Genomic DNA, 13,342 nt, shown 5'->3' with positions numbered 1-13,342 from the left:
CGCTATAACCGGTTGGGAAAAAATCAGGACCGATCCTACGTACCCCCGGGCGCCGGGGGTCGTCCTGGCCTACAACCTGCGTCCATTCATCACGTCGGTTTCAGGGCTTTCTTCGGGTAGATATCGTAGCGGCTGGATTTGCCTTCAAGCGCATGGCTGGGTTTGCAGCCCTCGATGCAGGGCGCCTTGCGCGGTCGCTTGACCACTACCCGGTGGCTGGCCAGGGCCAGGGCGGCGGCCAGCAGGGCCGGTGCGTCTATGTCATCGCCCACCAGCGGCCGGAACAGGCGCATTTCCTTCTTCACCAACGCACTTTTTTCGCGATGGGGAAACATCGGATCCAGGTAGATCACCTGGGGCGCTTCGCCCTGCCACTGCTGCATGACCTCGATCGAGTTGCCCTGAAGCAAATGCATGCGTGCAACGATGGCGCCTACCTCCAGGTCACCCTGGGCACGGGCCAGTCCGTCCTCGAGCAGCGCGGCGATGATCGGCTGGCGCTCCACCAGGCTCATCTCGCAGCCCAGACTGGCCAGCACGAACGCGTCCTTGCCCAGGCCGGCCGTGGCATCCAGTATCCGCGGGCGCACGCCAGGCTGCACGCCAACGGCCTTGGCGATCATCTGACCGCTGCCACCGCCGTACAGTCGTCGGTGAGCGACGGCGCCCTCGACGAAATCCACACGCACGGGCCCCGGCGCGTCCGCGCCCAGTTGTTGCAACTGCAGGCCGGTTTCGCCGACCTGCAGCACGAAATCGGCGTCGGGCAACTGGCGAGGCAGATGCAGGCGTTGCGCCCATCGTTCGGCTTGCGGTTCGCAGGCGTCGTTCTGTGCCTGAACCTGGATGCGACCACCGGCTTGCTGCTCCACTGAAGATTCCTGTATCGAAAGGCTAAAAGATCGGCGCACGCCGCCGATAAGAACTTTGCCAGGCATTTTGCCAGAGCCCAAGCGTGCCGAGTGCCATGTCCGTCATCAATTCCACAGCGCCAGGTTACATTTCGCCCATCGGCGACTTCAGCCAGCACAACATCCAGACCCTGGGTGCTGCAAGTGCGCTGTGGCAGGACTTCTTTGCCCAGGCATTGACCGAGCACTGCGATGGACAGCTGCCAGGGCAGGCTCGTGCGGCGGCGGACAATGCAGCGGCGGCTGAGCCCAGCGCCGGCAGCGAGATCCTGGCGCACATTCTGCTGCAGCGCCTGTGCGATGTTCGCGACACCGAAGTGAAGCCTCCCGAGCCGCTGTTTCTGCCAAAGGCCGAACTGGAGCTGATGTTGCTGGACAAACCCTCCGCACCGCTGCCCGAGCAGGACGTGCTGGCCCAACAAGCGCAGTTGGCGTTCGACAGCCGCTGGGTTCGTCCGCTGGTGCTGAACCAAGGTAGCCAGAGCACGCAACCTGCCCCGGCGCCTCTGCCTCGGGCAATGCGCCTGCCGATTGCCGAGCTCGACTGGCAGTTGGCGCAGACGCCGGTACCGCTGGCGCAGGAAACCATCAGTGAGCAATGCCATGCGTTGGACCTGGACCTGAGCTGGATGCGCCCCGCCGTGTTGAACAACATCCGCCTGGCTGCCTGAGCGCCGATCGCATCCATCCAGATACCTCGCGCGCACCGCCGACGCGGCTCGCGCCGCTGCTACAGAGGCCCACACCGGCAGCCATATGGCAGCGGCGCAAGCCGCGTCCGGCGTTCAGCCAACCCAGGCCCTGTAGCAGCGGCGCAAGCCGCGTCCGGCGTTCAGCCAGCCCATGCCCTGTAGCAGCGGCGCAAGCCGCGTGCGGCGTTCAGCCAGCCCATGCCCTGTAGCAGCGGCGCAAGCCGCGTCCGGGTTCACCGCGGTGGCCGGAAATGAATCAGCGACACACGCTCCAGCGGCCCATGTCGAGGTGAAAATGGTTGCGGTGGGCGGCGTTGTACTCGGGGCCCAGCACGGTATTGAAATGCTTGCAGGCGCCGTCGCGTACCTGGCGCAGGAAGCGCGCGTTGGCGCTGTCGCCAGGCCAATCCTTGAGCACGTTGATACGACGTCCGTCGGCCAGACGAAACCCAGCGATGTCCAGCGCGTTTGCGCTGGCGTGCTGGCTCAGACGTCCTTCACTGCGACCATAGACATTGCGGCAGGCAAAACTGCCCAGGTGATCCACCTGCGTTACTGCCTGACCGAACGTCGCCTGCGCTGCCGGCTGCAGGGCCTGGCGCTCGAACATGGCGAACGCCACCACCACCGGGCAGGTGGCGAGGAAACTGCTGCTCAACCTGACCTCGCTGCCCTGCACGCGCAACACGTTCACCAACGGGCACTTGGCATCGGCCGGGCTGTCGGCCTGAACGCTATAGCGCACGGTGGAAGTTGCCAGAGCCTGCACACACAGCTGTGGATCATTCTGTAACTTGCCGAGCTTGTAGCGGGTAAGGAAATTCACCGGTTCGGCGATATCCAGCGGGGCCCAGGGATTCCAGCGATCGGGCACCTCGACCCAACCTCGCCACACGGCAACGGGCGCGGCGGCCAGAAGCAGCAGAATGATCAGCAATCTCGGCACACAGGCTCCTGCTTCGCGTGGCTGAACGGTACCTGCGGAAAAACCGCGTCAGAGCAGGCCGAGTTGCGCCGTCTGTGGCTCCCGAGGCAGTTCCATTAAGGCCGGCAAGCCTGGCAAACGTTCCATCAAACGCTCGTGGAAACGCCGGGCCAGCGCGGGCGCGAGCAAGTTGTCGGCCGTGTGCAGGAAAATGTAGGGGGTGCGGCCCTCTTCGATCCAGGCGGCGATCTTCTCCACCCAGGGGGTCAGAAAAGGCTCATTCGCCTGCAACTGCGGGTGGCCGATGAAACGCACCTGCGGGCTGTGGCTGAACGCCGCTGGGCGGGGTGGCACCCGCGGCTTCTTGGACTGGGCATGAAGCACGGCAGGCGCGTCGGAAACACAACTGAACAGCGCACGCGGATCCAGACAGATGCGTTCGACATTGCGTTCGCGCAGCAGATTGTTGAGCAGTCGTTCCTCGTCACCGCGAGCGAAGAATGCGCCGTGGCGTACCTCCACAGCGATGGGCCGCTGCAGCACGTCGATGAAGCCGATCAATTCCGGCAGCCGCCAGGGCGCGAACGATGCAGGCAGCTGCAACCACAAGGGCGCCACCCGATCGCCGAGCGGCGCGAGCAGCCGACAAAAATCCTCAGCCACTCCCAGTTGCTCGCGCAGATCGCCACCATGGCTGATGTCGCGCGGCAGTTTGGCCGTGAAGCGAAAATCGGCGGGCATGCTTGCAGCCCAGCGTTCCACGGTATTGGGCGCCGGCCGTGCGTAGAACGTGGTGTTGCCTTCCACAGCGTTGAACTGTTGGGCATAGAGGGCCAGGAAATCCGGCGGACGCGCGTCTTGCGGATAGAAATCCCCGCGCCAGGCGTTTTCGCTCCACGACGGACAGCCGATGAAATAAGGCAGGCTGGGCACAGTCAGATATGCACATCCAGGCCCAGGACTTCATTGTCCCACTCGACGAAACCCTGGGTGCTCAGGTACATGCCCAGCGCGTCGGCCGCACGCCGGCTCATCGAGCGGGGGAAGATCATGTCCTGCTGGCGGGCCGGCACGCTGGTGCCACGCGCGCGGGAGCGCTGGGGCGTAGGCTGCGCAGGAACCTCGAACTCGCCTTCGATATCGTCGAGGGTTTCCTGCACCCGCGCCTTGTCCGCAAGCGGCTTGCGCTTGATTGGATAAGGCTGGGAGGAAACACCATCGATACGCATCAGGTTCACTCGATCGTCGAAATAAGCCGCCACAGTGTCCTGCAGTGACCCAGTGATCACTAGACCACAAATTGCGGCAAAGTTTTATCTTCATGGCAGATTATGCCGATGAAATGCGCACTACAGGCTTGAACGCCGACGAAGCGTACTACAACGGCGACTTCTTCGGTGTGGCAACGTTGTCACGCAGATAGACCGGCTGGGCGCCATCGGCGGGCAAGCCTTCGCCACGCGCCCAGGCAAACCGTGCAAGCTCGAGCAGGTCTTGCGCATGAGGCAGCAGATCGGCGTCACGCCCTACGGTGGGCACAGCGATCCGCTCGGCATAGGTCCAGCCGGTGCCTGCGCCGAACCATTCGCCAGAGGCCTGGGCCGGCAGCAGGGCCCGTTCGGGAGCGAATACCCCCTCCTCACCCTGCAGGCGCATTTCTCCCGCGTGCTCCCGATAGCAACCCCAGTACACCTCGTCCATGCGCGCGTCGATCGCGGCCGCTACCTGGCCGACGCCATGCTCGCGCCAGGCGCGCTGGGCCAGCAGGGCCAGGTTGGACACTGGCAACACGGGACGATCCAGACCGAAAGCCAAGCCCTGGACCACCCCTACCGCGATGCGCACCCCGGTGAAAGCGCCCGGCCCGCGCCCGAAAGCGATCGCATCGACGGCCGTCAGCGCTACGCCCGCTTCGGCCAGCAAGGTCTTGATCATCGGCAGCAGCTTCTGCGCGTGAAGGCGCGGGATCACTTCATAGTGGCTCGACACCTTGGCATCGTGCAGCAAAGCAACGGAACAGGCTTCAGTGGCAGTGTCCAGGGCCAGCAGGGTGGTCATCGAAAGGGTCCAGGCAAGGGGGAATAGGCGATTATAGACAACTACGGCCCGCAAGCGGGCCGTTCATGGCAAGGCAGTGGCCGACACCCAGTGTGTGGGTGCCACGCGTCTGGATGCCAGCACTCAGCTCAGTGCGGCAAGCACCTTGGCGGTGATGTCGGCGACCGAACCGACGCCTTCGACGTGGCTGCACTTGGGCTTGCCATGGGCAGCCGCCAGTTCGTTGTAGAAGGCCACCAAGGGCTTGGTCTGCGAGTGGTAGACCGAGAGGCGATGACGCACGGTTTCCTCGGTGTCGTCCTTGCGCTGCACCAGCGCCTCACCGGTCACGTCATCCTTGCCCGCTTCGCGCGGTGGATTGTAGACGGTGTGATAGACCCGGCCCGATGCCTCGTGGACCCGACGGCCGGCGATACGCTGAACGATCTCTTCGTCGTCGACGGCGATTTCCAGAACGTGGTCGAGCTCCACACCGTTGGTGACCAGCGCTTCGGCCTGCGGAATGGTGCGCGGGAAGCCATCGAAGAGGAAGCCGTTGGCACAGTCGGGCTGGACAATGCGCTCCTTGACCAGGGCAATGATCAGGTCGTCGGACACCAGGCCACCGCTGTCCATGACGCTCTTGGCCATCACGCCCAGTTCGCTACCGGCCTTGACGGCAGCACGGAGCATGTCGCCCGTGGAAATTTGCGGGATACCGAATTTTTCGGTGATGAATTTTGCCTGAGTACCTTTACCGGCCCCGGGAGCTCCCAGCAGAATCACGCGCATCGATGTGCTCCTCTCGATTTTTATAGATAGTCGTCGAATCTGCTTCCGCCGCGCTGACGGCAGAAGCCCTTCCCAAGAAAAATGATGGCCGCAAGATGGCCAAAGGCTGATCAAGATACACAGCGGGCACGGGGCACACAAGCCACCGAAAGTCGCAGGCACCTGCCCCCGAGGACGGCATCCTGCAGGGGTTGTACCGGGTATCACCGCCAATCGGTTGCACCCGAGCTGACAGCTGCCCGGCTGCACCGATCGACCGCCCGTCTCAACCGGTATTGCGCAACCCGGCGGCGATGCCTGCCACGGTGACCAGCAGGGCCTGTTCCAGAGGGCTGTCCAGCGCCGCTTCGCGGGCGCGCGAGCGTTTCAGCAGTTCGGCCTGCAACTGATGCAACGGATCCAGGTAGGTGTTGCGCAGGCTGAAGAACTCCAGGGTCGTCGGGCTGTGCGCAAGCAGGTGAGTCTGCCCGGTCAGGCCCAGCACGGCCGCGCAACACTGCGACAATAGGTCGCGCAGTTGCGCGCCCAATGGCTGCAGCTCGGGTTCGACCAGCCGCACGTCGTACAGCGCCGCAATCTCGGCATCGGCCTTGGCCAGCACCATCTCGAGCATGTCGATGCGCGTGCGGAAGAACGGCCAGTGGGCGCGCATCGAAGCCAGTTGCGCAGCCTGGCCGCGCGCCAGCGCTGCGCCCAGGGCCGCCTCCCAGCCCAGCCAGGCGGGCAGCATCAACCGCGTCTGGGTCCAGCCGAAGATCCACGGAATGGCGCGCAGGCTTTCGATGCCGCCCTGCCGGCGCTTGGCCGGACGGCTGCCCAGTGGCAAACGACCAAGCTCCTGTTCGGGCGTGGCCTGGCGGAAGTACTCGACGAAGTGCGGGTTCTCGCGCACCACCTGCCGATAGGCCTTGACGCCCTGCTCCGCCAACTCGTCCATCACGGTGCGCCAGGCAGGCTCGGGCAGCGGCGGCGGCAGCACGGTGGCTTCCAGCACGGCGGCGACATACAGGTTGAGATTTTGCTCGGCGATGTCCGGCAGGCCGAACTTGAAGCGGATCATTTCGCCCTGTTCGGTGGTGCGGAAGCGCCCCGCCACCGAGCCTGGTGGCTGCGACAGAATGGCCGCATGGGCCGGACCGCCACCGCGGCCGACGGTGCCGCCGCGACCATGGAACAGCAACAGCTCGACGCCGTGCGCCTGGCAAATGTTCACCAGGGTTTCCTGGGCCCGGTACTGCGCCCATGCGGCGGCGGTGGTCCCGGCATCCTTGGCCGAATCGGAGTAGCCGATCATCACCTCCTGCGGACCCTGCAGCGAGCTGCGGTAGTCGGGCAACTGCAGCAGGCGCTCGAGCACCGGGCCGGCATTGTCGAGGTCGGCCAGGGTTTCGAACAGCGGCACCACGCGCATCGATCGACGCAGCCCGGACTCCTTGAGCAGAAGCTGCACCGCCAGCACGTCGGAGGCGGCGCCCGCCATGGAGATCACGTAGGAGCCCAGTGACGCAGCCGGCGCGGCCGCTACCTCGCGGCAGGTGGCCAGTACTTCGGCGGTGTCTTCGCTGGGTTCGAAGCAGGTCGGCAGCAACGGCCGGCGATTGGCGAGCTCGCGCACGAGGAATTCGACCCGCGCCTCTTCGTCCCAGTCGGCATAGCGACCCAACCCCAGGTACTCGGTGATCTCGCTCAACGCTGAGCGATGGCGGGTCGAATCCTGACGCACGTCGAGGCGCACCAGGAACAGGCCGAAGGTCACGGCGCGGCGCAGGCAGTCCAGCAGCGGTCCATCGGCGATCACGCCCATGCCGCAGGCGTGCAGTGAATCGAAGCACAACTGCAACGGCTCGATCAGCTCGCGATTGTCCTGCAGCACCTGGTCATCGCCGGGCTGATCGCCCGGCAGCGAGGCATGGGCCCAGTTGCGCGTGGCCCGCAGGCGTTCGCGCAGTTGCTTGAGCACGGCGCGATAGGGTTCGCGGCTGTCGGACGCCTGGGCCATGAGCGGCGCACTGGCCTGCTGCATGGACAGATCGGCGGCCAATTGGTCGACATCGCGCAGAAACAGATCCGCCGCCATCCAGCGCGCCAGCAGCAGCACTTCGCGAGTAACCTTGGCTGTCACGTTCGGATTGCCGTCGCGGTCGCCGCCCATCCACGAAGCGAAGTGTATGGGTGCAGCGCCCAACGGCAGGCGTTGGCCGGTGGCGGCCTGCAATGCCGCGTCGACCTTGCGCAGGTGGTTGGGCACCGCTTGCCACAGCGAATTTTCGATGACCGCGAAACCCCACTTGGCCTCATCCACAGGCGTGGGTCGGGTACGACGGATTTCTTCGGTGTGCCAGGCCTCGGCGATCAACCGCTGCAGGCGCTCGCGCACCGCGTTGCGCTCGGCGGTGGTGAGATCGCGGTGGTCATGCAAGGCCAACTGCGCAGCGATGGCGTCGTATTTCTGGATCAGCGTGCGGCGAGCCACTTCGGTGGGGTGCGCGGTCAACACCAGCTCGATATCCAGCGCCAGCAACTGCTGCGCCAAGGCTTCAGGGCTGTGCCCGGCGCTTTTCAACCGCCCCAGCAGCTCGCCCAGGGCAAGGTTTTCGAAAGGTTCGGGCTGGCCCTCGTCACGACGGCGGATCAGTTGGTATTGCTCGCAGATGTTGGCCAGGTTGAGGAATTGATTGAAGGCGCGGGCCACGGGCAGCAGCTCTTGCTCACCGAGGTCGTCCAGGCTGGAGCGCAGTTCGGCGCTGACCGCATCACCGGCCGGATCAGCCCGACGGTCTGCCTTGGCGCCACGCCGTATGCGCTCGATCTTTTCCAGAAAGGCGTCGCCGTACTGATCGCGGATGGTATTGCCCAGCAATTCACCCAGCAGGTGCACGTCTTCGCGCAGGCGCAGATCGATATCGGACATCGGCATTTTCTCCATTGCTTGGAAACGGTGTGCCCTTCCAGCCCGCGCGGCGCGACCGGTGATTCGATCGCCATGGCCACTGAACAAGCACGGGAAAAATGGCTCTACAAACTACTGGTACGCAACAACTACTGCCATGCAACGACGGCTGTACAGTAAAGAGTGCCCCAGCCGAGCCGAGGCTGACAAGCGTGGTGGACGGGGGCGTGAACAACCTGGGCAAGAGGTATTTATGAAGATTCATGAACTGGCCGAGCATTGGGAACAGAACGCCAAGGGCCGACTGACCGACACGGGTATCAACATACATCTGGACATGGAGTCGGCCGCACGCCTGGCGGCCCTGACCCAGATGTACCCCAAGCACCATGCTCAGGAACTGCTGGGCGAACTGATCGGTGCGGCACTCGAAGAACTCGAAGGCAGCTTTCCCTACGTCAAGGGGACCAAGGTCATCGCTACCGACGAAGAAGGCGACCCGATGTACGAAGACATCGGCGCGACGCCGCGTTTCCTGGCGCTGTCGCGTGAACACCTTGGGCGCTTGAAACACAATGCGGATGACACTCCAGACTGAACATGGACTATTAACTTTAAGAATATTCCTACACCCATAACGCGCCGGGTCAAATGGTCAGAAAAAAAACCAGGCCTCCACGTATAAAATCATATAAATCAATAGGATAGTGTTCCATAGCGATTGTAGACTCGAAAAAAAGAGCCGGGTAATGGCCACCGATCCGTCCGCAGCGCATCCCAGCGACAGGCCCACTCCGGCGCGTCGCGGATAGCGGACGAAGCAATCAATCGCTGTCCAATGGAGCACTATCGCGTGAATACATCCAGCGTAAGGTCGTCTTTCGGCCCTTTGAAAACAGCCCTTGTATGCCTTGCTGCCGGTGTCGTGCTGACAGGCTGTGCCAGCAACGCACCGGTCGAGCAATATGCGCTGAGCCGGTCGGCCGTCAATGCGGCGGTGAGCGCCGGTGGCACCGAGTTCGCCGCCATCGAAATGAAGTCCGCCCAGGACAAACTCAAGAACGCTGAAATCGCCCTGCACCGCAAGCACCACGATGAAGCCCGGCGCCTCGCCGAGCAGGCTGAGTGGGATGCCCGTGTGGCCGAGCGCAAGGCTCAGGCCGCCAAGGCTCGCCGCGCCGTCGACGATGCCCGCCAGGGCGTCCAGGACCTGCGCGAGGAAGGCCTGCGCGCTGCTTCTTGAGCCTGGCCTTCGCGTTCTTCTTTCAAGATTCAGGAAAATACCGTGAACAACACATTCAAGTTCCCCGCCCTGTCGGCGCTGTTCGTACTGCTGGCTGCCTGCTCCAAGACCCCCAACCCACAACTGGTGCAGGCCCAGGCCAACTTCGCCGGCCTGCAGGGCAACCCCAAGTCGGTACAGTTGGCCGCCCTGGAGACCAAGGACGCCGCCGACTGGCTGGAGCGCGCCGAAGCGGCCGCTCGCGCCAACGAGGCCGATGAGCACGTGGGTCATCTGGCCTACCTGAGCAATCAGCGTGTCGAAGTTGCCAAGCACACCATCGAACTGCGCACGGCCGAGCACGCGATCCAGGGTGTCGCCGCGCTGCGTGCGCAGGCCCGCCTGGAAGCTCGCGATGCGCAGATCAAGAAACTGCAGGAAAGCCTCAATGCCAAGCAGCCCGCAGCCGAAGTGATGGCCGTGGCACAGACCGAGCGCGGCAGCCTGGTGACCTTCGGCGACGTACTGTTCGAAGTGGGCCAAGCCGAGCTGCGCGCCAATGCCTACGACAACATAGGCCGCCTGGCGCAGTTCCTGCGCGACAATCCGGACCGCAAGGTCATCGTCGAAGGGCATACCGACAGCACGGGTTCGGCTTCCTTCAACCAGGCCCTTTCACAGCGACGCGCCAATGCCGTCATGGTGCAGCTGGTGCGTACGGGCGTGGGTGCCGAACGTATCGTGGCTCAGGGGCTGGGTATGGCCTACCCGGTTGCCAGCAACGGCGACGCTTCGGGTCGGACACAGAATCGCCGGGTAGAGGTGACCATTTCCAACGACAACCAGCCGGTCAGGAGCCGCGCTTCGCTGCATTGATCCACGATGCCTCGGAAAGCCCGGCCTGCGCGCCGGGTTTTTCATGCCCGGGCGTTTCATAGCGACGAACGCGCGGTAGGCTCGCGAGCCTTGGCCTTAAGTATGGTTCTGCGCGGTCGATAATCTAGGTGCCCTTCCCCTACCCGAGGCCTGCGACATGTTCTCTTTCAAACGCATGAAAAACGAAATGGCCGCCTTGCGTGAGGAAGTGGCAATGGTCAGGCAGATCCGTCAGGGCCTGGACGAAGAAACCATCCACCTGAGGCTCGACCCTCGCGGGTGCATTCTCGGCGTGAACGCCAACTTCGAGGAAGTGCTGCAATACCGCAATGACGAGCTGGCGGGCAAACCGCTGGAAAGCCTCGTTGCCGAACAGGTGCGCAGCGACCCGCACTATGCGCGGGTGCGGACCGCGATCCGGCAGGGCGAACATTTCTGTGGCGCCTGGCGGCTATTGCGCAAGGACGGCGGCGAAACCTGGCTGCGCGTCATCATGCACCCTGTACGCGCCACCGACGGCACGTTGCTCAAATTCTCCTGCTACGCAAGCGACCTGACCAATACCATCGAAACCTCTCGCGCCCACGAGAACTTCATCCAGGCACTGTTGCGCTCTACTGCGGTGATCGAGTTCGACCTCGGCGGGCACGTGCTCACCGCCAACGACCTGTTTCTACAGGCGATGGGCTATCGTCTGGAGCAGGTAAAGGGCAAGCACCACCGGCTGTTCTGCAGCAGCGACATCGCCGACTCCAGCGAGTACCAGGCGTTCTGGGATCGGCTGCGCCGGGGGGAGTTCGTTGCCCAGCGCTTCAAACGCATCGACAGCAAGGGCCGGGATGTATGGCTCGAAGCGTCCTACAACCCGGTCCGGGATGGCAATGGCAAAGTCTACAAGGTGGTGAAGGTCGCTACCGTCATTACCGAGATGGTAGAGCGTGAAATAGCCATCGCCGAAGCCGCCACGGTGGCGTACGACACGTCGGTGCGCACGGATGAAACTGCACTGCGCGGGGCGCAAGTCGTGCGTGAGACGGTCGAAGTGATGAAAGATCTGGCTCATCATATGCAAAGCGCCGCCGAAGGCATCGAGGCGCTGGACGAGCAGAGCCAGGTCATTTCCAACATCATCAAGACGATCAGCGGAATCGCCGCGCAAACCAATCTACTGGCGCTGAACGCCGCTATCGAAGCTGCGCGAGCCGGTGAACAGGGTCGCGGTTTTGCAGTCGTCGCCGATGAAGTCCGGCAGCTGGCATCGCGTACGACCCAAGCCACTGCAGAGATCGAGAGCGTGGTGCAGCAGAACCAGAAACTGGCCACCGGTGCAGTAGCCACCATCGGCGCCGGCAAACACAAAGCCGAGTCTGGCCTGCAACTGGCGAACCAGGCAGGCACGGTCATCACCGAAATTCAGGACGGTGCGAAGCGCGTGCTGGGCGCGGTCGAGAGCTTTGCTACCCAGCTGGGCGCGGAGTCCTAGTCGAGTTCCAGGCAGCTGTCGACACGGTATGTGGTCGACCTCCGTATCACGGCTTTTTTCATGGCGCCAAACCCACGGCGTCAGAAAAAAACCACCCATTCGGACAAATTTCTGAACTATTCAAAATTCTCTTGTGTCCCAACGTTTAACCATTACAGCCAGCGGCGTCAGTGAGTCGCCGGGCTTGACCCAGGCGCGCGAAACGTTCGACTGTCATGGATTTTGATGTTTTTCAGGAGCTATCCAATGGAGTTGAAAGCCATGAATACCCGTACTGCCAAAACCTCGTCCAACCCTCTGCGCGGGCTGAAACTGGCTGCCCTGGCACTGGGTACCACCTTCGTCCTGGCTGGCTGCGCCGGCAAGCCACCGACCGAACAGTACGCTGTGACCGAGTCGGCCGTGAACAGCGCCGTTAGCGCTGGCGGTACCGAATACGCTGCCGTCGAAATGAAAGCGGCGCAGGACAAGTTCAAGCAGGCGGAAATCGCCATGCATGACAAGAACTACGAGAAAGCCAAGATGCTGGCCGAACAGGCCGAGTGGGACGCACGTCTGGCCGAGCGCAAGGCCCAGGCCGGCAAAGCCGCCAAGGCCCTGCAAGACTCCAAGCAGGGTGTACAGGACCTGCGTGACGAAGCCGGCCGCAGCGTTCAGTAAGCTGCCCATCGCGACTTGAACTCGAATAAAGGATGAAGATTATGCGTAAACAATTGATGGTTCCTGCTCTGTTGGCTCTCAGCGTTGGCCTGGCAGCTTGCTCCACTCCGCCGAACCCTAACCTGGAACAGGCGCGGACCAATTTCTCGTCCCTGCAGACCAACCCCAAGTCGGTACAACTGGCGGCCCTGGAAACCAAGGACGCGTCGGAGTGGCTGGACAAGGCTGACAAAGCCTTCCGCGACGACGCCGACGCGAAGAAAGTCGACCAACTGGCCTACCTGACCAACCAGCGCGTTGAAGTGGCCAAGCAGACCATCGCCCTGCGCAGCGCCGAGGAAAACCTCAAAGGCGCAGCTGCCCAGCGCGCTCAGGCTCGCCTGGATGCCCGCGACGCTCAGATCAAGAAGCTTCAGGAAAGCCTGAACGCCAAGCAGACTGACCGCGGCACCCTGGTGACCTTTGGTGACGTGCTGTTCGACCTGAACAAGGCCGAGCTGAAATCGTCCGCGTTCGTCAACGTGGCCAAGCTGGCCCAGTTCCTTCAGGAAAACCCTGATCGCAAGGTCATCGTCGAAGGCTACACCGACAGCACCGGTTCGGCTGCCTACAACCAGAGCCTGTCCGAGCGTCGCGCCACTTCGGTAATGGCCGCACTGGTCCGCGCTGGCGTCGAGCCTTCGCGCGTCGTCGCCCAGGGCTATGGCAAGGAATACCCGGTTGCCGACAACACCAGCAACTCGGGCCGCGCCCAGAACCGTCGCGTGGAAGTGACCATTTCCAACGACAACCAGCCAGTGGCTCCACGCTCGTCGATGCGTTGATCCTCGCGCTGTAATCGAACGCCCCGGTGA

General features: G+C 63.3%; 14 protein-coding genes and 1 pseudogene. 8 read left to right on the top strand and 7 right to left on the bottom strand.

Annotation, left to right across the window (positions count from 1 at the left end; all coding sequences use genetic code 11):
• Window positions 1-89: 89 nt before the first annotated feature.
• Entirely contained in the window at window positions 90-872 is a 783-nt protein-coding gene (locus IFT76_RS13055) for a class I SAM-dependent methyltransferase (protein ID WP_342345282.1), read from the bottom strand.
• Between the two features lie 95 nt (window positions 873-967).
• Between IFT76_RS13055 and IFT76_RS13050 the strand changes: the two genes are divergently transcribed.
• Window positions 968-1,582, top strand: coding sequence for an energy transducer TonB (locus IFT76_RS13050; RefSeq protein WP_192058690.1), 615 nt, complete (start codon window positions 968-970; stop codon window positions 1,580-1,582).
• 277 nt (window positions 1,583-1,859) lie between these two features.
• Here IFT76_RS13050 and IFT76_RS13045 read toward each other — a convergent pair whose 3' ends face one another.
• From IFT76_RS13045 to ppc, 6 genes are all read right to left on the bottom strand, one after another.
• Window positions 1,860-2,549 carry an extensin family protein gene (locus IFT76_RS13045; protein WP_185795079.1) on the bottom strand — a complete coding sequence of 230 codons (690 nt, stop codon included), beginning with the start codon at window positions 2,547-2,549 and terminating at the stop codon, window positions 1,860-1,862.
• Window positions 2,550-2,597: 48 nt separating this feature from the next.
• Window positions 2,598-3,467, bottom strand: a complete 870-nt coding sequence (locus IFT76_RS13040; RefSeq protein ID WP_192058776.1) for a DUF72 domain-containing protein — start codon at window positions 3,465-3,467, stop codon at window positions 2,598-2,600.
• Window positions 3,464-3,757 (bottom strand): hypothetical protein, encoded by a 294-nt coding sequence (locus IFT76_RS13035; RefSeq protein ID WP_192058689.1) that lies wholly within the window; start codon window positions 3,755-3,757, stop codon window positions 3,464-3,466. The genes IFT76_RS13040 and IFT76_RS13035 overlap by 4 nt, the downstream gene beginning before the upstream one ends.
• Before the next feature lie 148 nt (window positions 3,758-3,905).
• Window positions 3,906-4,586, bottom strand: a complete 681-nt coding sequence (gene tsaB / locus IFT76_RS13030) for a tRNA (adenosine(37)-N6)-threonylcarbamoyltransferase complex dimerization subunit type 1 TsaB (protein ID WP_192058687.1) — start codon at window positions 4,584-4,586, stop codon at window positions 3,906-3,908.
• A 123-nt stretch (window positions 4,587-4,709) separates the two neighbouring features.
• A complete protein-coding gene (gene adk, locus IFT76_RS13025) occupies window positions 4,710-5,357 on the bottom strand; it encodes an adenylate kinase (RefSeq protein ID WP_192058685.1) in 648 nt (215 codons plus the stop codon).
• A 265-nt stretch (window positions 5,358-5,622) separates the two neighbouring features.
• Entirely contained in the window at window positions 5,623-8,268 is a 2,646-nt protein-coding gene (gene ppc / locus IFT76_RS13020; RefSeq protein ID WP_192058683.1) for a phosphoenolpyruvate carboxylase, read from the bottom strand.
• Window positions 8,269-8,500: 232 nt separating this feature from the next.
• On the opposite strand from ppc, the gene IFT76_RS13015 reads away from it, so the two are divergent.
• From IFT76_RS13015 to IFT76_RS12990, 7 genes and pseudogenes are all read left to right on the top strand, one after another.
• Window positions 8,501-8,845 carry a pilin assembly protein gene (locus IFT76_RS13015; protein WP_192058681.1) on the top strand — a complete coding sequence of 115 codons (345 nt, stop codon included), beginning with the start codon at window positions 8,501-8,503 and terminating at the stop codon, window positions 8,843-8,845.
• Between the two features lie 240 nt (window positions 8,846-9,085).
• Window positions 9,086-9,490, top strand: a complete 405-nt coding sequence (locus IFT76_RS13010) for a DUF4398 domain-containing protein (protein ID WP_185795075.1) — start codon at window positions 9,086-9,088, stop codon at window positions 9,488-9,490.
• 42 nt (window positions 9,491-9,532) lie between these two features.
• The gene (locus IFT76_RS13005; RefSeq protein ID WP_192058679.1) at window positions 9,533-10,345 is read left to right on the top strand and encodes an OmpA family protein; all 813 of its coding nucleotides are present in this window, start codon (window positions 9,533-9,535) and stop codon (window positions 10,343-10,345) included.
• 157 nt (window positions 10,346-10,502) lie between these two features.
• Window positions 10,503-11,276, top strand: a pseudogene (locus IFT76_RS21030) (PAS domain-containing protein); the annotation flags it as partial.
• Window positions 11,274-11,828 (top strand): methyl-accepting chemotaxis protein, encoded by a 555-nt coding sequence (locus IFT76_RS21025; protein WP_446730996.1) that lies wholly within the window; start codon window positions 11,274-11,276, stop codon window positions 11,826-11,828. The pseudogene IFT76_RS21030 and the gene IFT76_RS21025, both read left to right, overlap by 3 nt.
• Before the next feature lie 246 nt (window positions 11,829-12,074).
• A complete protein-coding gene (locus IFT76_RS12995; protein ID WP_122475046.1) occupies window positions 12,075-12,488 on the top strand; it encodes a DUF4398 domain-containing protein in 414 nt (137 codons plus the stop codon).
• A 41-nt stretch (window positions 12,489-12,529) separates the two neighbouring features.
• Complete coding sequence (locus tag IFT76_RS12990; RefSeq protein WP_122475048.1) at window positions 12,530-13,312, top strand: OmpA family protein; 783 nt, start codon at window positions 12,530-12,532, stop codon at window positions 13,310-13,312.
• Window positions 13,313-13,342 lie beyond the last annotated feature (30 nt).

The organism is Pseudomonas sp. CFBP 13727, from assembly GCF_014841915.1.
Classification (GTDB): domain Bacteria; phylum Pseudomonadota; class Gammaproteobacteria; order Pseudomonadales; family Pseudomonadaceae; genus Aquipseudomonas; species Aquipseudomonas baltica.
Note: the sequence above shows the minus strand (reverse complement) of the source record. Positions and strands in the feature narration are given on the sequence as shown.